Raw genomic sequence first — 25,828 nt, 5'->3', positions numbered from 1 at the left:
CGATCAAGGCTGTACCGCCGCCGCTTCGCCACCGCGGGACCGCTGAACCCGGCGATACGGGCTCGCTGCGGGACTCACTGCGCTTCCACGGTCGAAGCCGGCAGGTCCATCTTACCGCGATCGCCGCGCACCCGCTCGACGTGGGGTTTTGACCACGAACCGGTGATGGCGTAGTCCATTGCGAACGCCTTCGAAATCGACTTCGACAGCGCGAGGTCCGCCACCAGCGCAGCGAGGCCGAACAGCGGATTGATCACCGTGGCCGCCACCACGCCAGCGCCCGCGCTGACGGTCGGCACAATGTGCACGTGCAGGTCCTGGGTCTCCTGCGCGAGATCCACCGAGCCCGCCATCTCGGCGCGGGCCGGCGCGGTCACCATCCTGAAGTTGTCGGTGCGGCCGATGCCGTCGCTGATCTGTCCGGTTCCGGTCACGCTTTCAAACGGCAGACCTTCGCCGATCACGTCCTTGAAATTGAGCGTCGCAAAGCGCGCAAGGCTTTGCAGGCTCAGCACGCCCAGCAGCTTGGCGACGCCCGGATCGACCTTGAGAATCTGGCCATGGCGCATGTCGACGGCCAGGTTGCCGTTCAGCGTCGGATAGTCGATGCGGGTCGGGCCGCCACGCCAGACGACCTTGCCCGACAGCGTGCCGCTGCCGCCCTTGAGCGTGCGCGGTTGGCCGAACTGCTGGAGCAACGCGCCGGCATCCTTGATATCGAGCTTGAAGTCGAACACGGTGCGCTTTGGCGTGTCTTCGTCGGCATTGGCGCCGAGCTGCGTCGAGGTGCGCCAGTTGGCGGTGGCGGTCAGCGTGGCAGCCGGGTTGGTGATGTCGAGCTTGTCCAGCTGCCAGACCGGCACGCCGTCTTCCTGGAAGTTATGCGCGTCGACTTCGAGACTGCCGATGTTGTGGTCGCGCACGATCAGTTCGTTCACCACCAGATCGATCGTCGGCATGTTCTGCGCCGGGGCCGAGATCGCCTGGCCGAGCAGATCGTTTTCGGTGGCAGACGGAATCACCAGGCGGGCGAGACGGGCCTGCAGCGTCCCCGGCGAACCTTTGACGGGGCCGGGCAGCCAGGCCACGTGGCCGGAAACCTGATTCGAGGCGATGTTGGCCTGCCAGTTGCCGTTGTCCCGCGATGCGCCGACGATCACGCTTTCCCAGTGGCGCTTGAGCAGCGTCAACGTGCCGATATGCACGGCAAAGCGGTTGGGCAGGAACTGCGTAAGCGTCGGGTTGGGGGCGCTCGCCGGGGTGCCGGGCGGCGGGGGCGTTTCCTTGCTGCGCATCTGGGTCACCAGGGCGCGCCATTGATCCGCGTCAAACGCGTCGATGTCGACCGCGGCGATCACGCCTTCGCTCGGCAGTTCAGCCGGCTTGTTGACACCGACTGCGCCGACCACCACCTCCGGCGGCTTGCCCGGCGTGTGGCGCAGCAGGTAGGTGGCGGCTATCGGGCCGAACTTGAGGTCGGCGCGTTGCAGGCCGGCGTCGCTTTCCGAGGCGGCGGGCTTGAAGGTGAAATGCAGCGGCATCGGTTGGCCGAGCGGCTTGTTGAACGGCGCGGGGAAGTCGAGCGCGAGGCTGGTCAGGTCGGAGTTGGCCGTGACATTAGGCAGATGCCCTTTGGCTCCCGTTACGTTTACCTCGTAGGGCGCGCTGCCGTTCATGCGCGTGAGCACCTGGGCGGCTGGTCCGTGCAGATTCAGACCGCGTGCTGCGTCGACGGCAATGTGGCCGTTCAGATCAAGCGCGTAAGTGCCGTTGTTCTGCACACCGCCGTTGGCGTGCACGTCACCGCCCATGAACTGGCCGCTCAAGTGATCGAGCTGGGCGGTGTGTTCGGTGAAATGAACCTTGCCGGTCAGTTGCGACAGCGGCGGCACGTTGTCGGTGCTGAGACGGTTGTTCTGGAAGCCGATCGCACCCTCGACGGCGATGTGCGGTTTCGGCGTACGCGGCACTGTCAGCTTCAGTGCCAGCGATGCGGGCCCTTCGGCCTGCACCTTTTCGCCGACATGCTTCGAGAGACTGCCGAGCGAACTCGCGTTGACGTAGTCGAGCATGTCGGCGAGCGGCCCGTGTCCATCGCCGTTGATGACCAGGCTCGATGCCTTGGTGCCCAGATCGTCGATCTTGCCGCTGACCTTGCCGAGCGCGACGCGCTTGTAGTGCGCGCGATCGACGTCGAAGCGCAGCACGTTCTCTTTCAGCGAGAACGTGCCGTCGATACCATCCAGCGGCGGCCACACATTCGGCGTCACGCCGTCTTTCATCATGCGCGGCGGGAAAGGTGACGGGTCGAACTTGCCGCCCTTGAACGGCGCCACGATCTGGAACACGCCGGCAGTTGGGTCGCGCGAGTAGGGGAATTTGGTGAGATCGCCGTGTATCTCGATCACCCCGCCGCGCGAGATGCCGGCTTGCAGCCCGTGACCCAGGTAGGTGCGCAGCTTCTCGGGGATGCTGGTGGGGAGGTAGCGGACGATCCGCGTGACCTGGGCGTGCTCGAACTTCGCCGTCAGGTCGAGTGAGCCGCGACCGTGGCCGGGATTGCTGTAGTTCGCGGTCGCCGAAGCGACCGCATCCGCATTGGCGACGCTCAGTTCCGGGACGGTAATGGCAAACGCCTTGTGGGCTTCACCTGGCGCCGCCGGCTTGACCGTCCAGCTGCCGCGACCCTTCAGGCGGTCGAATCTGAGGCGCGGGTTATCGAAAACACCAGGCAGCGTAAGGGCCACGTTGTTGGTGTCGATGCTCATGGCGCCATGATTTTCGTCGGCGTCGACGCTACCCCACAGATTTTCCACGCCAGGCAAGCCGGCCCGCGGGTGACCCAACGGGGTGAGCCCTGGCGGCGGCTCCTGGGCCGCGACGCTGATGCCCTGCAGGTCCGCCTTGAAGCGGTAGCGCACGATCGGTTCGGCGCCCCCTGCATTACGTTCGCTGGCCGCCTCGCCGGATTCGGGCCTGGCCCGTTCGACCTCGATCAGGTAGTTCGCCACCAGGCCGCGAGGGTCGAAGCGCACCAGTTCATTCAACAGATGTCCCGAGAGCGGGAGCGCGCGACTGAATTCGGCGAGTATGCCGAGATCGACACGGTCGCCGGTCACGCTAAACAACTGGCCGTGCTGTACCGATGCGCGGCGGTAGTGGCCGCTTAAAGTGGTGAGGGCCAGCGTGCGGGTGAGCGGCGTGCCGTCCTCGAGCGGCGGCTGGCCGAGTTCCGCGTGCAGGTGGTTCAGTTGCAGCGTGTAGTCGTCCGGTCCCGTCTCGACTTTCCAGGAAAAGCTCGCGACCGGCACGTCCAGGCGCGGCTGGGTCGGCCGCACGCGCAACGAGATATCGGAGCCGCTCAGCTCGCCGCTCGCCGAGGTCGTCCGGCCTTGGGCGAAGTCGATCCAGATAGCGTTGTCGATCCGGCCCGCGAACGTCTCGATTGGGAAATCCATGTAGTGGGCTAGCGCGGGCAGATCGACCGGGCCGGTCGACACGTAAGCCTGGCCGGTCCAGTTGATCGGCTTGCCGATAGCCGACAAAGGCGCATGTTTGAAGTACACGCGGAAATCGAGCGGGCCATGCAGGACCCGGCCGTCCGGCGGCGCCTGCAGCGCGAGGTGGTGGTTATAGCCGTCGTTGAGAATGGCCAGACGAATGTTCTGCAGCGCAAGTTCAGGTGCATCGTGGCGCGCGTCGTGCCACCTTAGCGTGCCGCCGCGCAGCACAATGGCCTGCTGGCGCAGTAGCCACGAGCTGAAGGTGTCATTGCCGGTATGGGTGCTCGGCGCCACGACGCCGGCGACCGAGAGCGAGCCGTCGCTGCCGCGCTCGATCAGCACGTCAGGCTGATTGACGATCAGGCTCGAGAGGATCGGCTTGAATTGCCACAGCGAACTCCACGAGACCGTGGCGGTGGCATGCGGGATGTTTAGCCCGACCTTGCCTTCGCGGTCCCGGATCATCAGGTTGGTGACGTCGATGCCGGGCTGGAAACCGGTCCAGTGCGGCGCCAGTTTGCCGATAGTGAGTTGCGCGTGGATCTTCTCGGAGACGAGGGTTTCGATGCGCGGCCGGAAAGAATCGACGTACGGCAGCAAGCCGTAACGCAGACCCATGAACAGAGCCGCTGCAATGAAATAAACGACGAGCGCGATCCCCAGCAGCACTCTCAGGGTGTGGCGCAGCACCACGTGGTGGTCGCCGCTCACTGACCTGACTTGTCCGGCTTCCTGTTGCGCGGCGGATTCGTTTCGCTCGGACATGCTGCGGCGGGGATGGGCGTATGGTAGTTTTGCGATCTGACGACGAAATGTAACACACGGGCCAGTCGCGACGAATATCCTTCAAAGCCTGTGCCCATGCCGTCTCGCGACCTGTGCGACGCGGCGCCTGGCTCCGTGATGAGATGGATACAGCAACGAACGATCCACACCCTTGATGACCCAAGCCACACTCCTGAGTTCCAGCTATTCACATTACGCAGCGCGCGCGCTGGCGGCTCGTCCCGAACTGGCCGAACGCATTGCGACCTTGGCTGCAGAACCCGTCACGCGCGAACGGATCGAAGCCCGCTTCGACGATCTGTGCGCGGCGTTGGCGAGTTCCGCCGATGGTTCGTTGACCGAAGAGGGTCTCAAATGCGCGCTTCGTCAGTTACGCACCGAGGTGTTTTGCGCGGTGATGGAGCGAGATCTGGCTGGGCGCGCCGATGTTGCGGAAGTCACCGGAGCCATGACCGATCTGGCCGAAACGACCATCCAGCGGGCGATGGCGGTGCTCTCCGCCGATCTCGAAATGCTCTACGGCGAGCCGCGCGGCCCCGAGGGCGAGCGTCTTGCGCTCGGCGTGGTCGGCATGGGCAAGCTGGGTGGACGCGAGCTGAACGTATCGTCTGACATCGACCTGATCTTCATTTACGAAGAAGACGGCGAGACCGCCGGCGGTCAGCGTCCGCCGATTGCCACACAGGACTTTTTCACGCGTCTCGGCAAACGCCTGATCGCCGCGCTAGCCGAAGTGACCGCCGACGGTTATGTATTTCGCGTCGATATGCGGCTGCGGCCGAACGGCGATTCGGGACCGCTGGTGTGTAGTCTTGGCATGCTCGAAGAGTATTTTTACGTGCAGGGCCGCGAGTGGGAGCGCTACGCCTGGATCAAGGGGCGGCTTGTGTCCGAAGGCAGCAGTGACGCTGCACGCCGCATGCAGAAGCAGCTCGATGCGATCTGCACACCGTTTATCTATCGCCGCTATCTGGACTTCGGCGTGATCAGCGCGATTCGCGCGCTGCATCTGCAGATTCGCCAGGAGGCGCAGCGCCGTGCCTCGATGCGGCCGGACAAGGCCGACGACATCAAGCTTGGCCGTGGCGGCATCCGCGAGATTGAATTTAGCGCCCAGGTGTTCCAGTTGATTCGCGGCGGCCAGGACGCGGGCCTGCGCGTGCGGCCGACGCTCGCCGTGCTGCGCCACGCCGCAACGCATGGTCTGATCGCGCCGGTCGTGTGTGTGGGGCTCTCGCAGGCATATCGGTTCCTGCGCGAACTCGAGCACCGGCTGCAGTATCGCAATGACGCGCAAACGCATGCGATGCCGGTGGATCCGGAAGAGCGCGCGGCGCTGGCCCGTGCGATGGGTTTCGACGATTACGCGGCGCTGATGGCGAAGCTCGACGCGCATCGCGAGATGGTCGAGCAGCAGTTCGACCAGATTTTCGCCGACAAGGTGAACGGCCGCGACGGTTGCGGTGCGCCGGAAGACGGTGCCGCGGTGTGGGTCTGGAGTAGCGCGCTGGCCGACGATAGTGCGGAAGCTGCGTTGCAGGCGCGCATCGCCGAACTGGGAATTCCCGAGCCCGCCGAGCTGCTCGCGCGCCTGCGCGCCGTGTGGAATTCGTCGCGCTACGCGGGGCTTGCGGAGCGTAGCCGGCAGCGCTTCGATATTGTCGCGCAGCGAGCGCTTGAAGCCGCGCGCACGCTGGAGCCGCCCGCGCGGCGTGGCGACACGGTGGCGCGCTTCTTCGACCTGCTCGAGGCCGTTAGCCGGCGCGGCGCGTATCTGGCGCTGTTGACCGAATATCCGCAGGCGTTGCACCGCGTACTGTCGGTGCTGGGCGCCTCGCATTGGGCGGCCGGTTATCTGATCCGCCATCCGCAACTGCTCGACGAACTGCTCGATGACGAAGCGATTGCGAGCCCGTTCGACTGGGCCGAGTTCAAGCGCACGCTGCGCTTGCGCCTTGCCGCGGCGGACGGCGTCGAACAACAGATGGATTTGCTGCGCCATGCGCACCAGGCTGAAGTGTTCCGCATCCTGCTGATCGATCTGGCCGGCAAGCTGAGCGTGGAACACGTGAGCGACCGGCTCTCCGAACTGGCCGATGCCGTGCTCGACGTGACGCTCGAGGCAGTCTGGAAGCAACTGGCCAAACGTCATCGCGAGGTGCCGCGTTTTGCCATCATCGCGTACGGGAAACTGGGCGGTAAGGAACTGGGCTACGCGTCGGACCTCGACCTGATCTTTCTCTACGACGACCCCGACGATGCGGCCGCCGACGTCTATTCCACCTATACGCGGCGTCTGATCACGTGGCTGACCATGGCGACCGGTGCGGGCACGCTGTTCGACGTGGACCTGCGGCTGCGGCCGAACGGCGAATCGGGACTGCTCGTCACCGATCTGGATGCGTTCAGGCGCTACCAGTTACGCGAGGGCGATGCGGCCAATACGGCGTGGGTGTGGGAACACCAGGCGTTGTCGCGGGCACGCTACTGCGCGGGCGATGCCGAGATTGGCGCGAGGTTCGAAGCGATCCGCGAGCAGGTACTGACCACGCCGCGTGAGGCCGGGCCGCTCGCCAAAGAGATTGTCGAGATGCGCGAACGCGTCGAAGCCGGCCATCCAAACCGTACCGAGCTGTTCGATCTGAAGCACGATCGCGGCGGGATGGTGGATATCGAATTCACCGTTCAGTATTGGGTGCTGCTGCACGCCGCGCGTGACCCCGAGCTGATCCGCAATACGGGCAATATCGCGTTGCTGCGTGAGGTGTCGCGCTTTGGGATGATGAGCGAGGAAGAGGCCGAGACGGTTGGCGCGGCTTATCGCACGTATCGCAAGCTGCAGCACAGGTTGAGGCTCGACGGGATGGAGAAGGCGCGCGTCGAGCCGGAGACCGTCGAGGCGGAGCGCGCGGCTGTGCTGGCGTTGTGGAAGCGGGTGTTTGGGTGAGGCGAGGGCGGGGGGCGCTGTCGTAACTGCCGTCTACGCCGCGAGCATTTCCTTCGCGTGCTTGCGGGTGGTGGCGGTGATCTCCAGGCCGCCGAGCATGCGTGCCACTTCCTCGATCCGGCTGGCCTTGTCCAGCGACGTGACGCTGCTGACCGTACCGCCTTTCTTGTCCGATGCCTTGGCCACCTGGAAATGATGGTCGCCGCGCGCTGCCACTTGCGGCAAGTGCGTGACGCACAGCACCTGGCGAGCGCGACCGAGTTGATGCAGCAGACGCCCGACTACTTCGGCGACGCCACCGCCAATACCGGTATCCACTTCGTCGAAGATCAGGGTGGGGGTCGGGCTGGCGGCGCTCGCGATCACAGCGAGCGCGAGGCTGATCCGCGCCAGCTCGCCGCCTGAAGCGACCTTGGCGAGCGGCCGGAGCGGCACGCCGGCGTGCCCGGCAACGCGGAATTCCACCTGTTCGAGGCCATGCGCTCCGCCTTCCGGCAGCGCGACGAGTGCGACCTCGAAACTGCCGCCTTTCATCGACAGTTCCTGCATGCCCGTGGTGACCGCCGAGCCGAGCGCCTTGGCGGCCTTGGCACGTGCTTTGGACAGCTGTTTGGCATCGGCCAGATAGGCTTCCTTTGCTTTGGCCTCGGCAGCGTGCAGGCTGTCCAGATCCGCGGCGGCGTCCAGTGCGGCCAGTTGCGCGCGACGCGCGGCGTGTTCCTCCGGCAGCGTCTGCGGCTGCAGACGGAATTTGCGCGCGGCCGAATGCAAGGCGTCGACACGTCTTTCGATCTGGGCGAGCCGGTCGGGGTCCAGTTCGAGCCTTTGCGCGTAGTGGCTCAGCGAATAGGCAGCTTCCTGCAACTGGATTTCAGCAGGCTCGAGCGCAGCGAGCGCATCGTTTAACGCTGGATCGATTTCCGCCAGGTCGCGCAGCTTCGAGACGATCGATGCCAGATGCGTGATCATCGCCTCGTCCGACTCGGAGAGGGCGTTGAGCGCTCCCTGCACGCCTTCGATCAGGTTGGCCGAATGCGACAGACGGTTGTGTTCTGCGTTGACCTCTTCCCATTCACCCGGCTGCGGGGCGAGCTTGTCGAGTTCGGCCAGTTGCCACGCGAGCCGCTCTCGTTCGAGTTGCAGTTCGCGATCGCGCGTTTTGGCTGTTTCGACCGCTTGCGCCCGGTCGCGCCAGGCGCGCCAGGCGCGGCTCACCGCGGCAGCCTTGTCGACCAATCCTGCGTGCGTATCGAATAGCTCACGCTGCGCATCCGGGCGCATCAGTAACTGGTGGGCGTGCTGTCCGTGAATGTCGACCAGCATTTCGCCGACCTCGCGCAGTTGCGCGAGCGTCGCCGCAGTGCCGTTGATGAAGGCACGCGAGCGGCCGTTCGCATCCACCACACGCCGCAGCATGACGGTCTCGTCGTGCGAACCGGCGCCGTTTGCACCGTGCGTACTATTCGTGCCGCTCGCCGAGCCTAACGCCTGCTCGTCGAGCCACTGATCCACCTGAGCGTGCGTTTCGAATTCCGCGGTGATATCCGCGCGGGCCTCGCCGGTGCGCACGACGCTTGCATCGGCGCGGGCGCCAAGCGCGAGTGCCAGGGCGTCGATCAGGATCGATTTGCCGGCGCCTGTTTCGCCCGAGAAAACCGTGAAGCCGCTGTCGAATTCAAGGTCGAGCGCGGCGACGATGACGAAGTCGCGTATCGAGAGGTGGCGAAGCATGGAGGTCGTCTGGTAGCTTGGGTTACCGGCTGCGGCCAGGTGCTCAGGGTTAGCTCAGGATCGGCGCAGTGTTCGTTCAGGATTCAGGATTCGGGATCGGTTCAGGGCTTGATGTCGTCTTCGTGCGACGGGTATTCATTCCAGTGCAGCTTCTTGCGCAACGTCGCGTAATGGCTGTAGCCGACCGGGTGCAGGAGCGGCACGGTATGGCGTGAGCGGCGCACTTCGATCTTGTCGTTGTGTTCGAGCGCGGTAAACGACTGCATGTCGAAGTTGACGTTGACGTCGCGGCCGGAGACGATCTGGATGCTGACCTTTGAGTCGTCCGGCAGCACGATGGGGCGATTCGACAATGCGTGCGGCGCAATCGGCACCAGCACGATGCCTTGCAACTGTGGATGCAGGATTGGCCCGGCTGACGACAACGCGTAGGCGGTCGATCCAGTCGGCGTGGCGACGATCAGTCCGTCCGAGCGCTGGTTGTACATGAAGCGGCCATCCACGGCCACGTGCAGCTCCGCCATTCCCGAGAAACCGCTGCGGTTGACCACCACGTCGTTGAAGGCCAGCGCGTGGTAGATGGGGCTGCCGCCGCGCATGATGCGCGCTTCCAGCAACATGCGTTCCTCGCGCTCGAAATTGCCGCTCAGCATCTGCGGCACGAGTTCCTGCATGGCTGAAATCGGGATGTCGGTGATGAAGCCGACCCGCCCATGGTTGATGCCGATCAGCGGCGTGCGGTACGGCGCAAGCTGGCGGCCGATGCCGAGCATCGTGCCGTCGCCGCCCAGCACCACGGCCACGTCGGCGCGGGCGCCGATTTCCGCGGGGCGCAGGGCGGGGTAGTCGGTAATGCCGATCTCCGCAGCGGTGTCCGCTTCGAACACCACGTCGAAGCCGCGCCTGGCGATGCACGCGGCGAGCGCGGTCAGCGGCTCGCCAATGCCTGGCGTGTTGTTGCGCCCGACGAGCGCGACGGTCTTGAACTGACTGGTAACTTGCATGCCGGCATTACACCATAGGTGAGGGCTGAAAAGAACCGTCCGCGGCCACATGGGTGGCCGGCGCCACGCGGGCGCGCCTGTCGGGCTGCAGGCCCGTGCCGGCCGGCCTGCGCAGGATTATCGGCAGAATGATGAACTCCTCGTGACAGCGGGATGGTATGCGTTGCGTCGAACCCGCAGGTGCGGGTTCGCGCCAGGGGTTGTGCGGGCAAACCGGCACATGCAGCCCATGCCTCGCCAACGAAGGCGTGAACGCTGTTATTGTTAGCGCTCGCGGTCGTCGCGTCATTAAGCTAAACTTTTCCGTCATGCTAGATCCCCGCGCACAAACCCTCCTCAAAACGTTGATCGAGCGATATATCGCTGAAGGTCAACCGGTCGGCTCGCGCACGTTGTCCCGCTACTCCGGTCTGGAGCTGAGCCCGGCGACGATCCGCAACGTGATGTCCGATCTGGAAGAGGCGGGGCTTGTCATCAGCCCGCACACCTCGGCGGGCCGCATTCCAACGCCGCGCGGCTATCGTCTGTTTGTCGACACGATGCTCACAGTCGAGTCCGCGGCGGACGAGGAAGCGGTCACCCGTACCGTCAAGACCACGCTGCAGGCGGGCGAGCCGCAGAAGATCGTTGCAGCGGCGGCGAGCGTGCTGTCCAGCCTGTCGCAGTTTGCCGGCGTGGTGCTGACCCCGAGGCGCAGTCACGTCTTCAAGCAGATCGAGTTCATGCGCCTGTCCGACAAGCGCATCCTGCTCATCATCGTCACGCCCGAAGGCGACGTACAGAACCGCATCATGGCGACGCAACGCGATTTTTCGCCGTCGCAACTGGTGGAAGCGTCCAATTACATCAATGCGCACTTTGCCGGCCTTTCCTTCGACGAAGTGCGCCGGCGCCTGCGCGAAGAGATCGACGAGCTGCGCGGCGACATGACCACGCTGATGCACGCCGCCGTCAAGGCCAGCACAGATGAAGCTGACGCCGGCGAGACCGTGCTGATCTCCGGCGAGCGCAATCTGCTCGAAGTGGCCGACCTGTCTTCGGACATGGCGCGGCTGCGCAAGCTGTTTGATGTATTCGACCAAAAGACCAGCCTCCTTCAGTTGCTCGACGTATCGAGTCACGCCCAGGGCGTGCAAATCTTCATTGGCGGCGAGTCGAATCTCGTGCCGATCGAGGAAATGAGCGTCGTGACCGCGCCGTATGAAGTGAACGGCAAGATCGTCGGTACGCTCGGCGTGATCGGGCCGACGCGCATGGCCTACAACCGTGTGATTCCGATTGTCGACATCACCGCGCGCCTGCTCTCGCTGACGCTCAGCCAACAATAAGCGTCTGCGCCCCGGTACCGCGGCACGTTTCATTGCCTTGCCATTGCCCGCATCTCCGTCGGGCAGGAGCCCGAATTGCATGCTGCAAATGATGCGATGCGGCGCGCGGCTTGCCAATCGGCCGAATGGCCAGGTATCGGCTGCGGACCGCCCCGCTATAATGACTCTCACCTGAACCGATTTCCCGCTGTACGCGGCTAGCCCTGTTGCCTATGCGTTTCGATCTCGAGCGGCCATCGCAACCCGCCACATCTCATCGTGTTGCGGTTTTGCTGATCAATCTGGGCACGCCCGACGCACCGACGCCACGGGCCGTGCGGCGCTACCTCGCGCAGTTTCTGTCCGACCCACGTGTCGTGGAGATTCCCGCGGTCCTCTGGCAGGTGATCTTGCGGCTCCTGATCCTGCCGGTTCGCGGGCGCTCGTCGGCCAAGAAATATGCTGCGGTATGGACACCGGAAGGCTCGCCGTTACGCGTGTTCACGGAGAAGCAGGTGGAAGGTCTGCGGCATCTGCTGCAGTTGAACGGCTACACGGCGATCGTCGACTACGCCATGCGCTACGGCATGCCAGGCATCCCGGACATGCTGAATCAGCTCAAGCTGGCGGGTGCCGAGCGCGTCCTGCTGGTGCCGATGTATCCGCAATACTCGTCGTCGACTACGGCTACGGCATTCGACGCTGCATTCTCGGCGCTCAAACGCATGCGCAACCAGCTGGAAATCCGCACCATCCGCCAATATGCCGATCATCCGGCGTATATCGCGGCGCTGGCGGCGCAGGTACACCAGTACTGGCATGCCCATGGACGCCCGGATTTCGCGGCCGGCGACAAGCTGGTGCTGAGCTTCCATGGCGTTCCCAAACGTACGCTCGATCTCGGTGACCCGTATCACGACCAGTGCCAGCAAACGGGGGCACTGTTGATGCAGGCGCTCGGGCTGACAACGGTGGAGTGCCGCGTCACGTTCCAGTCGCGTTTCGGCAAGGCTGAGTGGTTGCAGCCCTATACCGCGCCGACGCTCAAGGAGCTGGGCGCGGCGGGGGTGCGCCGCGCGGATGTGTTTTGTCCGGGCTTTACTGCCGATTGCCTGGAAACTATTGAGGAAATCGGCATGGAAGTCCGCGACGAGTTCGTCCATGCGGGCGGCAAGGAGTTTTACCGCATTCCTTGCCTGAACGCCTCGCAGGCGTGGATTGCGGCGCTGGGGGAGATCGTCGCCCAGAACCTGCAGGGCTGGCCGGTGCAGGTGGCCTCCGCGCAAGGTACGGTGCCGGCGTGAGACTGGTTGACGGAATCGTTTTCAACGCGCTTGATGCGCAACTTGCGACGCCGCTTCGTACATAGGGCGCCAGACTAGCTGATGAACTACAGGATTTCGACCGAACCCGGCGCGCGCCTGCGCATCGACAAGTGGTTATGGGCAGCGCGTTTCTTCAAGACACGCTCGCTGGCAGCGGATGCCGTTGACAAAGCTCACGTAAGGATTGGCGGTGCTGCAGTCAAGCCGGCCAAGGAGGTGCGGGTCGGCGATCTCGTCGAAATCGAGATCGAACGCATCGTATGGCAGGTGGAAGTACTGGGTGTGTGCGACGTGCGCGGCCCGGCGAGTGTGGCGCAGACGCTTTATGCGGAAACCGAGGAAAGCAAGGTGAAGCGGCAGGTGGAGCAGGAGCGGCGTAAAACGTATCGCGAGCCGGCCGCCGCTTTGCACGGGCGTCCGACCAAGCGCGACCGGCGCACTATCGACAAACTTTCAGGTGGGGATTGAACAGTTGTTCCATCGTCGCGTGCACGCCGCCATATTCGGTCGTGCTGTCGTTGACGGCCCCGGACATGCAGATGGTCGTGGTTCCCGCTACGAGCACCAAGGCGACCACGGATATTGCGAAGGTCAGTTTCACGGTACTCCCCCGAAATGATGCTGGACGAACGCGCGATGAGTTAAGTGAAGTGGTATATACCAGGTTAGGGTAAACGTGCCTTCCCGGGTGGACAGCTGAAGTTTAGGTCAGTCCACGAGGCCGCTCAATCTCTATCTGATTAATGGTTGTAACGAGGCATTTCTGCCGCACTGTTGCGGTGCGAAAAGTTCCTTTTGACCGCTTGAAATCGTGCTTTGAGACCCAAACTCAGTAGGCGATGAGCGGTGGTTTGTGTGGCGTTTCTGCAACGCTCAAGCGGGCCTTTCAGAGCACCACGCGGCCGCCCTTGGCTTTAACTTTTTTACGACTTTCAGCGACATGGAAAACACGCAAGAGAATCCGACGAGCCAGAATCCCACGCCCGCCGAAGAAGCCGCGCGCCAGGCTGCCGAGGCCAACGCAGCTCAGCCGGAAGTCAACCCGGCTGAAGCTGCGCCGGCCGGCGCCGAAGCCGCGTTGGCCGAAGCGCAGACCAAAATCGCCGAGTTGCAGGAGAGCTTTCTGCGTGCCAAGGCCGAGACCGAAAATGTGCGCCGGCGTGCGCAGGAAGATGTCACCAAGGCTCACAAGTTCGCGATCGAGAGCTTTGCCGAGCATCTGCTGCCTGTAGTCGACAGCCTCGAGGCCGCCGTCGCCCACTCGTCCGACGACCTGCAGAAGGTTCGTGAGGGTGTCGAGCTGACGCTGCGCCAGTTGAGCGGTGCGCTTGAGAAAGGCCGCGTCGTGGCGATCAATCCTCCGGCAGGCGAGAAGTTCGACCCGCATCGTCACCAGGCTATTTCGATGGTGCCGGCCGAGCAGGAGCCCAACACCATCGTCTCCGTGCTGCAAAAGGGTTACGTGATCGCCGACCGCGTGCTGCGCCCGGCGCTCGTTACCGTCGCCCAGCCGAAGTAAGCCGAAGTAGACCTCAGGCATCGCTCAGGCGCTCCCGGGCAGGCATCCCCGCTATCATGGCCAACCTTCCCGTCGATTCCACGGCTTTTGCCGTGTTCGAGATGCAGGAATTGAGCGCAGAGTCGTTCGACGCCGCGCTCGAAGCGGTTCGCGATGAGGTGGCGGTGGTGTTCTTCTGGGGACTCGACTGCTTCAACTGCGAAATAGCGAAGAAGGCGATGCTGGCGCAGCCCGACGCGATTCGCGCGCTCGGGCTTAGATGGTTTCACAGCAACGTCTACGAGCACCGTGAGCTGGGCCGCCGTTTCATGCTGCATGGCGTGCCGACGTGGTTCTTCTTTCATCGTGGCAAGCGGCTTGGCCGGGCGACTGGCTGGCACGGCCTCGGGCAGTTCGAGGCGGCGGTGGCAGCCGCCCGGGGGAAGGCTGCCGCAAAGGCCGTTTCAAAGGCGATGGATGGCGTGGCCGGTACTGGCGGTTAGCCGGGGTGGCAACAAGTCGGGCAAATCCCCGGCAACGCCAATCCCGAAGCCGCAGGCGATTGAAAAAAATTAAAGACCGCATTGCATTCAAGGTCTTGAAAACGATGCAGACGCACTTATGTTGAGTGCAGGTTTGAATTGAAGGCGGGTTGCCTTGCCGCCAGATGGGCACAAGGCAACCTACCGCAGCGATCAAAGTCAGGAGATTAGTAAAAATGGGCAAAATCATCGGCATCGACCTCGGCACGACCAACTCGTGCGTGGCGATCATGGAAGGCAATTCGGTCAAGGTGATCGAAAACTCGGAAGGCGCGCGCACCACGCCGTCGATCATCGCTTACATGGAAGACGGCGAGATTCTCGTCGGCGCGCCTGCGAAGCGTCAGTCGGTCACGAACCCGAGGAACACGCTGTACGCGGTCAAGCGCCTGATCGGCCGCCGCTTCGAAGAAAAAGAAGTGCAGAAAGACATCGCGCTGATGCCGTACAAGATCGTCAAGGCCGACAACGGTGACGCCTGGGTCGAAGTGCGCGATCAGAAACTGGCTCCGCCGCAAATCTCGGCTGAAGTCCTGCGCAAGATGAAGAAGACCGCTGAAGACTACCTCGGCGAGCCGGTCACCGAAGCGGTGATCACGGTTCCCGCGTACTTCAACGACAGCCAGCGTCAGGCCACCAAAGATGCGGGCCGCATCGCCGGTCTGGAAGTCAAGCGCATCATCAACGAACCGACCGCAGCTGCGCTCGCGTTCGGCCTCGACAAGAACGAAAAGGGCGACCGCAAGATCGCCGTGTATGACCTGGGCGGCGGCACGTTCGACGTCTCGATCATCGAAATCGCCGACGTTGACGGCGAGAAGCAGTTCGAAGTGCTCTCGACGAACGGCGATACGTTCCTCGGCGGTGAAGACTTCGACCAGCGCATCATCGATTACATCATTGGCGAGTTCAAGAAGGAACAAGGCGTCGACCTGTCGAAGGACGTGCTCGCGCTGCAACGCCTGAAGGAATCAGCTGAAAAGGCCAAGATCGAACTGTCGTCGAGCCAGCAGACCGAAATCAACCTGCCGTACATCACGGCAGACGCGTCGGGTCCGAAGCACTTGAACCTGAAAATTACGCGTGCGAAGCTCGAAGCGCTGGTGGAAGAACTGATCGAACGCACCATCGAGCCGTGCCGTCTGGCTATCAAGGACGCTGGCGTGAAGGTTGGCGAAATCGACGACGTGATTCTGGTCGGCGGTATGACGCGTATGCCGAAGGTGCAGGACAAGGTTAAGGAGTTCTTCGGCAAGGAACCGCGCCGTGACGTGAACCCGGACGAAGCCGTGGCCGTGGGCGCCGCGATTCAAGGTCAGGTTCTGTCGGGTGACCGTAAGGACGTTCTGCTGCTCGACGTGACCCCGCTGTCGCTCGGCATCGAAACGCTCGGCGGCGTGATGACGAAGATGATCAACAAGAACACCACGATCCCGACGAAGCACGCACAGGTGTATTCGACGGCCGACGACAACCAGGGTGCCGTCACGATCAAGGTGTTCCAGGGCGAACGCGAAATGGCAGCCGGCAACAAGCTGCTGGGCGAGTTCAACCTCGAAGGTATTCCGCCTGCACCGCGCGGCGTGCCGCAGATCGAAGTGAGCTTCGACATCGACGCGAACGGTATTCTGCACGTCGGCGCGAAAGACAAGGCGACCGGCAAGGAAAACCGCATCGTCATCAAGGCGAACTCGGGTCTATCTGAAGCCGAGATCGAAAAGATGGTGAAGGACGCCGAAGCAAACGCGGAAGAAGATCACAAGCTGCGCGAACTGGCCGATGCCCGCAACCAGGGCGACGCACTGGTCCACAGCACGAAGAAGGCGCTCACCGAATACGGCGACAAGCTGGAAGCGGCTGAGAAGGAAAAGATCGAAGCAGCGCTGAAGGACCTCGAAGACACGCTGAAGAGCGGCTCGAGCGACAAGGCGGCGATCGAAGCCAAGATCGAAGTCGTGGCAACGGCCTCGCAAAAGCTCGGTGAGAAGATGTACGCCGACATGCAGGCCGAGCAAGGTGCAGCAAGCGCAGCGGCCGGTGCCGCGGGCGCAGCGCCGGGTGGTGCCTCGGCCGGTGGTGCAAGCCAGCCGGAAGACGACGTGGTCGACGCCGAGTTCAAGGAAGTCAAGAAGGACTAAAGCCAGGTCGCCGTCTGACCGTAAAGCCGCACACAGCAATGTGTGCGGGTCGGCTGCAAAACGGTTTGTGTCCGTCTGTGGGGGCATAAACCTGCAAAGCGGTTATCGCGCCTGGTGAGCCTTTTTGGGCTCTCCGGGCACATTTGTTTTATGGAGGGCGTTGCTCAATTCGTGCAAACGAGGGGCGAGCAACGGCCGGACGAGTCGTAAGACTCCAGCATTCAAGAGGAGCCGCCGTGCCTTGCTGCGCGGCGGGCGTTGAACCGATATGGCGAAACGGGATTACTACGAGGTTCTGGGCGTCGCAAAGAACGCGAGCGACGACGAAATCAAGAAGGCTTATCGCAAGCTGGCGATGAAGCATCACCCCGACCGCAATCCGGGCAACAAGGATGCGGAAGAGCATTTCAAAGAGGTGAAGGAAGCCTATGAAATGCTGTCGGACTCGCAGAAGCGTGGGGCGTACGACCAGTATGGCCATGCAGGCGTCGACCCGAATATGGGCGGCGCCGGCGCGCAGGGCTTCGGCGGATTTGCCGATGCATTCGGCGATATTTTCGGCGACATCTTCGGCCAGGCGGCCGGTGGCGCTGCGCGCGGCGGCGGCCGTGGCGGTCCGCAGGTGTACCGCGGTGCCGATCTGCGTTACAGCATGGAAATCACGCTGGAACAGGCCGCGCACGGCTACGACACGCAGATCCGGGTGCCGAGCTGGGTGTCGTGTGAAGTCTGTCACGGTTCGGGCGCGAAGCCCGGTACCAAGCCGGAAACCTGCCCCACCTGTAACGGCGCGGGTTCGGTCCGGATGTCGCAGGGCTTTTTCAGCATTCAGCAGACTTGCCCGAAGTGCCACGGCACGGGTAGCCACATTCCCGATCCGTGTGTGAATTGCCACGGCGCTGGCAAGGTCAAGGAAACCAAGACGCTGGAAGTGAAGATTCCGGCGGGTATCGACGACGGCATGCGGATCCGCTCGGCCGGTAACGGCGAGCCGGGTATCAATGGCGGTCCGTCGGGCGATCTGTACGTCGAAATCCATATCAAGCAGCACTCGGTGTTCGAGCGCGACGGCGACGATCTGCATTGCCAGATGCCGATTCCGTTCACAACGGCGGCACTTGGCGGTGAAATCGAAGTGCCGACGCTGGCGGGCCGCGCGAGCTTTACGGTGCCCGAAGGCACCCAGTCGGGCAAGACCTTCCGTCTGCGCGGCAAGGGCATCAAGGGGTTGCGTTCGAGCATTGCAGGCGATCTGTATGTGCACGTGCAGGTCGAGACGCCGGTCAAGCTCACCGAGCCGCAGCGCGAGCTGCTCCAGCAGTTCGAGAAGTCGCTGGTCGAGGGCGGTGCGCGTCACAGCCCGCAAAGCAAGAGCTGGTTCGATCGTGTGAAGAGCTTCTTCGATTAATGGAAGTTTGAAGTTGGTGGCGGGCAAGATGGTGGATGATCGCGACGCCGTGTTTGCATTGCTCGACGATTGCCACGCGACGGCGGCGCGGCGCTCGAGCCGCCTGTACACGCGGTTTCTGCATGAGCGTGTCTGCGTGGATGCGGAGCAGCTCGATGCAGTATGCGATGCGGTGGCCGCTGATTTGCGGCGTGGTCTGCATGCCGTGATGCTCGGCGATTATGAGTTCGGCCGTCAGCTTGTGCTGCACGGTGCGCGGTCCTCCGGCGGCCAGTCCCGCCAGTCAGAGAATAAAACGCAGCGTGACGATGCCACGCTGCGTTTTTTATTGTTCGAGCAATGCGCGAAGCTCTCGCGTGACGAAGCCGACGCGTGGCTGGTGCAACGCGACGGCGGCGCGGAGCAACCGTCGGTAGCGGGTACCACCGCCGCGCGCCCCAGCGTCGATCCGGCGCAATTCGAAGCAGCCATCGCGGCGATTCATCACGCGCTTAGTATCGGCGATTCCTATCAGGTCAACTACACGTACCGGCTCAGGTTCGACGTCTTTGGCACGCCCGCTGCGCTGTATCGCCGGCTGCGGGCGCGGCAGCCGGTGTCGTATGGCGCGTTGGTCGCCTTGCCCGGCGACCGTTGGGTGTTGTCGTGCTCGCCGGAGCTGTTTGTCGAGAAAGCGGGTGTCACGTTACGCGCGCGTCCGATGAAGGGCACCGCGCCACGTACCCCGGACGATCCCGTCGCCGACCGGCACGCCGCCGAGTTTCTCGCCAACGATCCGAAAAATCGCGCGGAAAACGTGATGATCGTCGACCTCTTGCGCAACGATCTGTCGCGAGTCGCCGAGACGGGCTCGGTCAAGGTGCCAGCGCTGTTCTCGGTCGAACCGTATGCGTCGGTGTGGCAGATGACGTCGACTGTAGAGGCGAGGTTACGTGCCCAGACTTCGTTTGCGGACGTGCTGCGCGCTTTGTTTCCGTGCGGATCGATTACCGGTGCACCGAAGCATCGGACGATGCAGTTGATCGACAGGCTTGAAACCTCGCCACGCGGTTTGTACACCGGCGCGATCGGCTGGCTCGATGCCGCCAGCCACACCACAAACGCTTCTTCAGATTCGGCAAACGCGTCGGATGTCTCAGATGCCTCGGACGTGACAAACGACTCGCACGCTCCAGAAGTGGCGAGCGCCTCAAACCACACCCACAGCGTCTGCGGCGACTTTTGTCTGTCCGTCGCGATTCGCACCTTGACGCTCGATGCGCCGGACGGCAGAACCGGCACCCGTAGCGGCAGCATGGGCGTTGGGGCGGGCATCGTGCTCGACAGCGTTGCCGCTGACGAATACGCGGAGTGCCAGTGGAAAGCGAGATTCCTCACTAACGCCGATCCAGGCTTCGAGCTATTCGAAACGATGTACGCGACGCGTGAGGACGGTGTCCGCCACGTGGCGCGCCATCTCGCACGGCTTGCGGCGAGTGCGGCGTGGCTCGGTTTCAGGTTCGACGAAGCGGATTTGCGCGAGCGAATCGAAGCGCAGTGCGCTGCGCTGTCAGCCGGAGTACCGCATCGCGTACGACTTGCTCTCGCCAAAGGTGGTGCGGTGCAGATTAGCGCAGCAGCGCTGACGCCACTGTCCGACAATGTCGTCGGCGTACTGCTCGCCCCCGATCACGGTTTCACGGCCACCCAGGCGAGCGACATGCTGTTGCATCACAAAACCACGCGCCGGGCGGAATACGACCGCGGCTGGCGCAACGCCGAGGCCCTGGGTGCGTTCGACACGCTGTTTTTTAACGAGCGCGGCGAGTTGACTGAAGGCGGCCGTTCGAATGTATTCGTGAAGCTGGATGGGCGCTGGTGGACGCCGCCGTTATCGTCAGGCGTGTTGCCTGGGGTGATGCGAGGAGTGCTGCTTGAAGATGCGGAGTTGGATGCGCAGGAGCGTGTCCTGAGGCGCGCTGACGTATTGAATGCCGACGCGCTTCTTATATGCAACGCGTTGCGGGGTGCCTTACCGGCGCGTGTCGCAGGGTAGGATTCCGGCCACGACGACAGGCTCGCGAGGTTGGTGTACGGCAGCAGGTCGGTTAGGCGGCCGCTCCGCCAAAGCAGGTCGCGCTGCGTGTAAGGGAAGTAGCGCGGCGCTGAGACAAGCGTCATTCAAGCGCAGTAGATGAGCAACAGGCGCGCCACCCAGTCGACCAGGCGTACATGCCACGTGGATCGCGGCATGTCAGTGAGGTGCAAAGCGTGATCGCGGATTCCCGCGACGTTGATCAGGCAAATGGGGCTCATGGACGTTTCTCTTCGGTTTGCGGCGGAGCCGCGTAAATGAACCGAAGAAGATAGACGTCCAGGCATTCAACAAAAATCGGACGGGTCCCAAACCGTCCGGCACACCAATCTCAAAACGTATGTTCCGGGCCGGGGAACGAGCTGTCCTTCACCGCGCGCACATACGCTTCGACGGCCGCGAAAATGCTCGGCTGTCCCTGCATGAAATCTTTGACGAATCGCGGACGCTTGCCGGGGAAAATCCCGAGCATGTCGTGTAGCACGAGCACCTGCCCCGAGCATTCCACCCCCGCACCAATGCCGATGGTCGGAATCCGCAACTGCCTGGTGGCTTCGGTGCCGAGCTGAGTCGGGACCGCCTCGATCACGACCAGTTGAGCACCCGCGTCCTGAATAGCGAGCGCGTCGCGTAGCAACTGGCTTGCGCCGGCTTCCGTCTTGCCCTGCACCTTGAAGCCGCCGAATGCGTGCACCGACTGTGGCGTGAGGCCAATATGCGCACATACCGGAATGGCTCGCTCCACCAGGAAGCGCACCGTATCGGCGAGCCATTCGCCACCTTCCAGCTTGACCATCTGGGCGCCCGCGCGCATCAACTCCACGGAGCTGGCGAAGGCCGTCTCCGGTGTGCCGTAGGTGCCGAACGGCAGATCGGCGACGACCAGCGCTGACGGGCGTGCCCGCGCAACGCAGGCCGTGTGATACGCGATTTCTCCGAGCGTGACCGGCAGCGTCGTCGTCTGGCCTTGCAGCACATTCCCTAACGAATCGCCGATCAGCAGCACGTCGACGCCCGCGCGGTCCAGCAGTGCCGCAAAGCTCGCGTCGTAACAGGTGAGCATGGCGATCTTTTCGCCCGCGTCGCGCATTGCCTGCAGTTTCGGAACGGTAATGGCGTTCCTACTCGTTTCCTGCAAATAGCTCATGGGGTGTTCCGTTGGAAAAGGAGGAGGGCACCGTCGCTCAGAGCGACGTGCCTTTGACAAAGAATTCCTTGCGCCCGCGCATCGTCTCGATGCGTTCGACGAGCAGCGCAAGGTCCGCGTCCGAGTCGAGCGGATTCAGGTGTTCGGCGTTGACCGTCAGCACCGGCGTGCGGTCGTAGTGATAGAAGAAGTCGTTATACGCGTCGCATAGGGAGTGCAGGTACGCGTTCGAGATCTGTAGTTCCATTGGGATCGCGCGTTTCTGGATCCGCGCAAACAGCACTTCCGGGCTGGCCTGCAGGTACACCACAAAATCCGGCGCTGGGGCAGTGCCCGGACTTCCCGCGGTGGTTCCGCGCGGAGTCTGTGCATCGATCTGCTTTGCGAGTGCGCGATACAACTGCCATTCGTCTTCAGGCAGTGTCAACCGGGCGAAGATCTCGTTTTTCTCCGTCATGAAATCGGCGATCAGCGCTGTGCCCGCCGCGTACGCTGCCGCAACCTCCTGCGCCTGTTGGGCACGCTGAAGGGCAAAGTGCAGTTGCGCGGCCAGCGCGTAACGCCCGGTGTCGCGATAGAAGCGTTCGAGAAACGGATTGTCCTGTGGCCGCTCGAACACTGGTTGCATTGACCATCGTTCCGCGAGGCGTCGTGCCAGCGAGGTCTTGCCAACCCCGATCGGCCCTTCAATCGCGATATAGCGAAACGGCGGGCGTAGCTGGGGGGCGGTGACCGTCAGCGGAGACGTGCTCATGAGCAGCCGCCTTTGGTGGATTTGCCGCTAGTGCCGGCTTCGCTATCACTGCCGCCGCTCAACGCATTGAGCACCGGACACTGACACGGCGACTTCATCTTTTCGATACGCTGATCGGCAACGGCCGCGAGAAACGCGTCGGCGCGACCGTGTTGTGGAATCGTCAAGTCAGGGTCGACTTCGACGAGCGGCACCAGTGCGAACGCGCGCTCGATCAGACGCGGATGCGGCACGATCAGATCCGGTTCCTCGATCGAGTAGTCGCCGAACAGCAGAATGTCGAGATCGAGCGTGCGGGGGGCGTTCCGAAACGGCCGTTCGCGGCCGAAGTGCAGTTCGATCTTGTGGCACAGCGCCAGAAGATGCCGGACCGGCAGGGTGGTATCGAGCTTCACGACGCAGTTGTAGTAGTCGTCACCGCCCGCGTCGATGGGCGCAGTGCGATACAGGCTCGACTTGGCGAGCACGGTGATGGTGTGCTGTTGGGCGAGACACACTACCGCGTCTTTCAGGGTCTGGCGCGCATCCCCGAGATTCGCGCCGAGGCCGAGATAAGCAACCGTCATGGCATAACTTCCTGCGACTATCGTTCGACGGCGAGCAACATGGCCGCGTCAGTCTTCGTGTGAGCCTTCGTGACTCACGTCGTCTGCTGCGCGCTCCACGGTCGCACCGCCCTCCATTCCGTCGCCCGGTTTGCGGTTTCTGGCGCCACTGCTGCGCCTCCGGCGTTTTTTGGGGCTCCGGTCCTTCCCGCCTTGCGTGAGCAATGTCTCGCGCGCGACGGCGTCTCCTTCGATGAACTCCGTCCACCACGCACCGACCGACTCTTCGAGTTCGCCCGATTCGCAGCGCAACAGGAGGAAATCATACCCCGCTCTAAATCTTTGGTGTTCCATCAGCTTCAGCGCGCTGCGGCCCGAGCGCTTTTCGAGGCGCAACTGCAGGCCCCAGATCTCGCGCATATCCGATGAGAAACGTTTGTGGATGGCGAGTTTCTCGGTTTGCATGTCGAGCACTTCGTCCATCGCCCGGTGCAGCGCAGGCACCGGATATTCGCCGTTTGCCTCGAACGCCTGCCAGCGCTGCTGCACGTCGTGCCACAGCAGGGTAGCGAACAGGAAGCCGGGCGAAACCGGCTTGCCGGCGCGCACACGGTTATCCGTGTTGGTGAGCGCGAGCGTGATGAATTTCTCGCCGTGCGGCTGCTCGAGCACTACGTCGAGCAGCGGCAGCAGGCCATGATGCAGGCCTTCCTGGCGCAGGCGCTGCAGACAGGCAAGTGCGTAGCCCGACAGCATCAGCTTGAGCATTTCGTCGAACAGACGCGCAGCCGGCACGTTGTTGATCAGATCCGCCATTTCCTTGATCGGCGCGCGAGTCGTGTCTTCGATCTCGAAGCCGAGCTTGGCGGCAAAACGCACCACGCGCAGCATGCGTACCGGATCTTCGCGGTAACGGGTGGCCGGATCGCCGATCATGCGCAGCAGACGGGCACGCATATCGGCCATGCCGTTGTGATAGTCCAGCACGGTTTGCGTGGCCGGATCGTAGTACATCGCGTTGATCGTAAAGTCGCGGCGGGTGGCGTCTTCGTGCTGCTCACCCCAGACGTTGTCGCGCAGCACGCGGCCGCTGGCGTCGACCGCGTGGGTGCGGCGGTCGAGTTCGTCGCGCTTCAGGCGCCGCGGCGGCGCGGCGTCGGCGGCGGGTGGATCGACCAGGGCACGGAACGTGGAGGTTTCGATGATTTCCTGACCGAACTGCACGTGCACGATCTGAAAACGCCGGCCGATGATGCGCGCGCGGCGGAACAGCTTCTGCACCTGCTCGGGCGTGGCGTCGGTAGCGACGTCGAAGTCTTTCGGCGCGATGCCGAGCAGCAGGTCGCGTACGGCGCCGCCGACGATAAATGCCCGGTGGCCGGCCTGCTGCAGCCCCTCGGTGACGCGAATGGCGTTCCTCGAGATCAGCGCCGGGTTGATGCCGTGCACGTCAGCGGGAATGATCACTGGCACGTCGGGCTCGGGTGCGGCCTTGGTGGTGTCGCGTGACGCCGCCGGTTTGCGGCGCGGTCTGGCCGCAGAGGTAGTGCTGCTGGCGTCGCTATGGCCGGTTTTTGCCGGGGCGCGGGACGCTTCGTCTGCTTCGGAGGGGGCGGTGTTGTCAGCGGGTGCCGGATCCTGTCCGAACAGCTTACGGATAAATTTTTTGATCACGTGGGTTGAAAGAGTTCGAGGATGCGCCAGCCGTGCGCTTGCGCATGAGCGCGCAGCGTGTCGTCCGGATTGGTCGCAATCGGGTCAGTGACCTTTTGGAGCAGCGGGATGTCGTTATGCGAATCGCTATAGAAATAGCTGCGCTCGAAGTCCGACCATGTCTTGCCGAGCGAAGCGAGCCACGCCTCGGTACGGACGATCTTGCCTTCCTTGTAGCTGGGTGTGCCGGTGGGACGGCCGGTGTAGTCCGAGTGCGGCTGGCCGTCCACGGTTTCCGCTTCGCAGGCGATCAGTTTGTCGACACCGAACACGGCGGCAATCGGGCCGGTGATGAATTCGTTGGTGGCAGTGACCATACAGCACAGGTCGCCCGCGTCGCGATGCTGGCGCACCAGTTCGAGCGCGACCGGCACGATGGTGGGCTTGATCACTTCGTGCATGTACATCTGGTGATACTCGGCGAGCTGCGCGCGCGAGTACTTCGCGAGCGGCGTCAGCATGGCGACGAGATAGGCGTGAATGTCGAGCTTGCCGGCCTTGTAGTCGGCATAGAAACGGTCGTTTTCACGTGCGAAGTTTTCGGCGTCGACCATGCCGTGCTTCACCATGAAGCGGCCCCATTCGTGGTCGCTGTCGGTGGGGATGAGCGTGTGGTCGAGATCGAAGAGTGCGAGATTAGCCATGGGGGCCTATTTTACTTGAAGCGGCTGCAACGGTTGCCGTTCTCGACTCTTCAGTGTCCGCCGGGGATGCCAGCATGGCGCGCAGCAGCGGCAAGGTGACCGCCCGTTTCTGTTCGAGCGAGAAGCGATCGAGCGCGTCCAGCAAGGCCATCAGGCTGGGCATATCGCGCCGGAAGTGAGTGAGCAGGTAGGCCGGCACGTCGTCGGCGAGCGCGATGCCGCGTTCACGGGCGGCGTGCTTGAGCACGGCAGCCTTGACGTCGTCGGGCAGCGGCGCGAGGTGAAACACCAGACCCCAGCCGAGGCGCGTGCGCAGGTCTTCACGTACCGCGAGGCCGATCGGCGCCGCGTTGCCGGCCGCCACCAAAGCGCTGGTGGGATGCGCACGCACTTCGTTGAAGAGGTTGAACGCGGCGATCTGCTGGGCGCCGGACAGGCCGTCGCAATCGTCGATGGCGTAGAGCGCCACTCGCGGGTCGAAGGCAAACGCAGCGAGACTGCTCTGGGGGCTTGCAAAGCACGCGTGCCCGGGCTGTGCCTCGTGGACCAGCGCCTGCAGCAGATGGGTGCGGCCGCTGCCCGCCTCGCCCCAGATGTAGAACGAGCGATCAGCCACGGGTCCGGCTGCGAGCGCACTTTCCAGCCCGCGCAGCCGCGTGACCAGCTCTGCGTTGGAGCCGGCGAAGAAGTTGTCGAATGTCGAGGGCGGCGGGGTGCCGAGATCGAGCGTCAGTTGACGAAGCACAGTAGTAGAAACCGGTA

The 25,828-nt window shown here is 63.4% G+C and carries 18 protein-coding genes; 9 read left to right on the top strand and 9 right to left on the bottom strand.

The window, feature by feature from the left end; all coding sequences use genetic code 11:
- Window positions 1–74: 74 nt before the first annotated feature.
- Window positions 75–4,268: a YhdP family protein gene (locus BUS06_RS19975; RefSeq protein ID WP_074265819.1), complete on the bottom strand. Its 4,194-nt coding sequence runs from the start codon at window positions 4,266–4,268 to the stop codon at window positions 75–77.
- 175 nt (window positions 4,269–4,443) lie between these two features.
- Between BUS06_RS19975 and glnE the strand changes: the two genes are divergently transcribed.
- Window positions 4,444–7,236, top strand: coding sequence for a bifunctional [glutamate--ammonia ligase]-adenylyl-L-tyrosine phosphorylase/[glutamate--ammonia-ligase] adenylyltransferase (glnE, locus tag BUS06_RS19970; protein ID WP_074265818.1), 2,793 nt, complete (start codon window positions 4,444–4,446; stop codon window positions 7,234–7,236).
- A gap of 33 nt (window positions 7,237–7,269) precedes the next feature.
- Here glnE and recN read toward each other — a convergent pair whose 3' ends face one another.
- Both recN and BUS06_RS19960 read right to left on the bottom strand, forming a co-directional pair.
- Entirely contained in the window at window positions 7,270–8,967 is a 1,698-nt protein-coding gene (recN, locus tag BUS06_RS19965) for a DNA repair protein RecN (RefSeq protein WP_074265817.1), read from the bottom strand.
- Between the two features lie 101 nt (window positions 8,968–9,068).
- Window positions 9,069–9,971 carry an NAD kinase gene (locus BUS06_RS19960; protein ID WP_074265816.1) on the bottom strand — a complete coding sequence of 301 codons (903 nt, stop codon included), beginning with the start codon at window positions 9,969–9,971 and terminating at the stop codon, window positions 9,069–9,071.
- 308 nt (window positions 9,972–10,279) lie between these two features.
- Here BUS06_RS19960 and hrcA point away from each other — a divergent pair, with 308 nt between their 5' ends.
- The 8 genes from hrcA to BUS06_RS19920 all read left to right on the top strand — a co-directional run bounded on the left by hrcA (window position 10,280) and on the right by BUS06_RS19920 (window position 20,224).
- Window positions 10,280–11,299 carry a heat-inducible transcriptional repressor HrcA gene (hrcA, locus tag BUS06_RS19955; protein WP_074265815.1) on the top strand — a complete coding sequence of 340 codons (1,020 nt, stop codon included), beginning with the start codon at window positions 10,280–10,282 and terminating at the stop codon, window positions 11,297–11,299.
- 212 nt (window positions 11,300–11,511) lie between these two features.
- Complete coding sequence (hemH, locus tag BUS06_RS19950) at window positions 11,512–12,582, top strand: ferrochelatase (RefSeq protein WP_074265814.1); 1,071 nt, start codon at window positions 11,512–11,514, stop codon at window positions 12,580–12,582.
- Window positions 12,583–12,663: 81 nt separating this feature from the next.
- On the top strand, window positions 12,664–13,071 hold the full coding sequence (locus BUS06_RS19945; RefSeq protein ID WP_074265813.1) for an RNA-binding S4 domain-containing protein: 408 nt from the start codon (window positions 12,664–12,666) through the stop codon (window positions 13,069–13,071).
- Between the two features lie 472 nt (window positions 13,072–13,543).
- Window positions 13,544–14,122 carry a nucleotide exchange factor GrpE gene (grpE, locus tag BUS06_RS19940; protein ID WP_074266210.1) on the top strand — a complete coding sequence of 193 codons (579 nt, stop codon included), beginning with the start codon at window positions 13,544–13,546 and terminating at the stop codon, window positions 14,120–14,122.
- Window positions 14,123–14,178: 56 nt separating this feature from the next.
- Window positions 14,179–14,604 (top strand): thioredoxin family protein, encoded by a 426-nt coding sequence (locus BUS06_RS19935; RefSeq protein WP_074265812.1) that lies wholly within the window; start codon window positions 14,179–14,181, stop codon window positions 14,602–14,604.
- A 215-nt stretch (window positions 14,605–14,819) separates the two neighbouring features.
- Complete coding sequence (dnaK, locus tag BUS06_RS19930) at window positions 14,820–16,781, top strand: molecular chaperone DnaK (RefSeq protein WP_074265811.1); 1,962 nt, start codon at window positions 14,820–14,822, stop codon at window positions 16,779–16,781.
- Between the two features lie 268 nt (window positions 16,782–17,049).
- Complete coding sequence (gene dnaJ / locus BUS06_RS19925) at window positions 17,050–18,189, top strand: molecular chaperone DnaJ (RefSeq protein ID WP_074265810.1); 1,140 nt, start codon at window positions 17,050–17,052, stop codon at window positions 18,187–18,189.
- 28 nt (window positions 18,190–18,217) lie between these two features.
- Window positions 18,218–20,224, top strand: coding sequence for a chorismate-binding protein (locus BUS06_RS19920; RefSeq protein ID WP_074266209.1), 2,007 nt, complete (start codon window positions 18,218–18,220; stop codon window positions 20,222–20,224).
- Window positions 20,225–20,594: 370 nt separating this feature from the next.
- Here BUS06_RS19920 and panB read toward each other — a convergent pair whose 3' ends face one another.
- From panB to hda, 6 genes are read right to left on the bottom strand one after another with little or no spacing between them, the layout of a single operon-like run.
- On the bottom strand, window positions 20,595–21,410 hold the full coding sequence (gene panB / locus BUS06_RS19915; RefSeq protein ID WP_074265809.1) for a 3-methyl-2-oxobutanoate hydroxymethyltransferase: 816 nt from the start codon (window positions 21,408–21,410) through the stop codon (window positions 20,595–20,597).
- 37 nt (window positions 21,411–21,447) lie between these two features.
- On the bottom strand, window positions 21,448–22,164 hold the full coding sequence (locus tag BUS06_RS19910) for a deoxynucleoside kinase (RefSeq protein ID WP_074265808.1): 717 nt from the start codon (window positions 22,162–22,164) through the stop codon (window positions 21,448–21,450).
- Window positions 22,161–22,730, bottom strand: coding sequence for a 2-amino-4-hydroxy-6-hydroxymethyldihydropteridine diphosphokinase (gene folK / locus BUS06_RS19905; RefSeq protein WP_074265807.1), 570 nt, complete (start codon window positions 22,728–22,730; stop codon window positions 22,161–22,163). The genes BUS06_RS19910 and folK overlap by 4 nt, the downstream gene beginning before the upstream one ends.
- 48 nt (window positions 22,731–22,778) lie before the next feature.
- A complete protein-coding gene (pcnB, locus tag BUS06_RS19900) occupies window positions 22,779–24,383 on the bottom strand; it encodes a polynucleotide adenylyltransferase PcnB (RefSeq protein WP_074265806.1) in 1,605 nt (534 codons plus the stop codon).
- The gene (locus BUS06_RS19895; protein WP_074265805.1) at window positions 24,380–25,066 is read right to left on the bottom strand and encodes a histidinol-phosphatase; all 687 of its coding nucleotides are present in this window, start codon (window positions 25,064–25,066) and stop codon (window positions 24,380–24,382) included. Before BUS06_RS19895 ends, pcnB begins: the two co-directional genes overlap by 4 nt.
- Window positions 25,059–25,811 carry a DnaA regulatory inactivator Hda gene (gene hda, locus BUS06_RS19890; RefSeq protein WP_074265804.1) on the bottom strand — a complete coding sequence of 251 codons (753 nt, stop codon included), beginning with the start codon at window positions 25,809–25,811 and terminating at the stop codon, window positions 25,059–25,061. Before hda ends, BUS06_RS19895 begins: the two co-directional genes overlap by 8 nt.
- Window positions 25,812–25,828: the final 17 nt, after the last annotated feature.

This window comes from Paraburkholderia phenazinium (assembly GCF_900141745.1).
Classification (GTDB): domain Bacteria; phylum Pseudomonadota; class Gammaproteobacteria; order Burkholderiales; family Burkholderiaceae; genus Paraburkholderia; species Paraburkholderia phenazinium_B.
This window is presented reverse-complemented; position numbering and strand designations above follow the sequence as displayed.

Bases quoted from the DNA above. Each gene is read 5' to 3' on its own strand.
- BUS06_RS19975 (WP_074265819.1), bottom strand. From the start codon at position 4,268: ATGTCCGAGCGAAACGAATCCGCCGCGCAACAGGAAGCCGGACAAGTC.
- glnE (WP_074265818.1), top strand. From the start codon at position 4,444: ATGACCCAAGCCACACTCCTGAGTTCCAGCTATTCACATTACGCAGCG.
- recN (WP_074265817.1), bottom strand. From the start codon at position 8,967: ATGCTTCGCCACCTCTCGATACGCGACTTCGTCATCGTCGCCGCGCTC.
- BUS06_RS19960 (WP_074265816.1), bottom strand. From the start codon at position 9,971: ATGCAAGTTACCAGTCAGTTCAAGACCGTCGCGCTCGTCGGGCGCAAC.
- hrcA (WP_074265815.1), top strand. From the start codon at position 10,280: ATGCTAGATCCCCGCGCACAAACCCTCCTCAAAACGTTGATCGAGCGA.
- hemH (WP_074265814.1), top strand. From the start codon at position 11,512: ATGCGTTTCGATCTCGAGCGGCCATCGCAACCCGCCACATCTCATCGT.
- BUS06_RS19945 (WP_074265813.1), top strand. From the start codon at position 12,664: ATGAACTACAGGATTTCGACCGAACCCGGCGCGCGCCTGCGCATCGAC.
- grpE (WP_074266210.1), top strand. From the start codon at position 13,544: ATGGAAAACACGCAAGAGAATCCGACGAGCCAGAATCCCACGCCCGCC.
- BUS06_RS19935 (WP_074265812.1), top strand. From the start codon at position 14,179: ATGGCCAACCTTCCCGTCGATTCCACGGCTTTTGCCGTGTTCGAGATG.
- dnaK (WP_074265811.1), top strand. From the start codon at position 14,820: ATGGGCAAAATCATCGGCATCGACCTCGGCACGACCAACTCGTGCGTG.
- dnaJ (WP_074265810.1), top strand. From the start codon at position 17,050: ATGGCGAAACGGGATTACTACGAGGTTCTGGGCGTCGCAAAGAACGCG.
- BUS06_RS19920 (WP_074266209.1), top strand. From the start codon at position 18,218: ATGGTGGATGATCGCGACGCCGTGTTTGCATTGCTCGACGATTGCCAC.
- panB (WP_074265809.1), bottom strand. From the start codon at position 21,410: ATGAGCTATTTGCAGGAAACGAGTAGGAACGCCATTACCGTTCCGAAA.
- BUS06_RS19910 (WP_074265808.1), bottom strand. From the start codon at position 22,164: ATGAGCACGTCTCCGCTGACGGTCACCGCCCCCCAGCTACGCCCGCCG.
- folK (WP_074265807.1), bottom strand. From the start codon at position 22,730: ATGACGGTTGCTTATCTCGGCCTCGGCGCGAATCTCGGGGATGCGCGC.
- BUS06_RS19895 (WP_074265805.1), bottom strand. From the start codon at position 25,066: ATGGCTAATCTCGCACTCTTCGATCTCGACCACACGCTCATCCCCACC.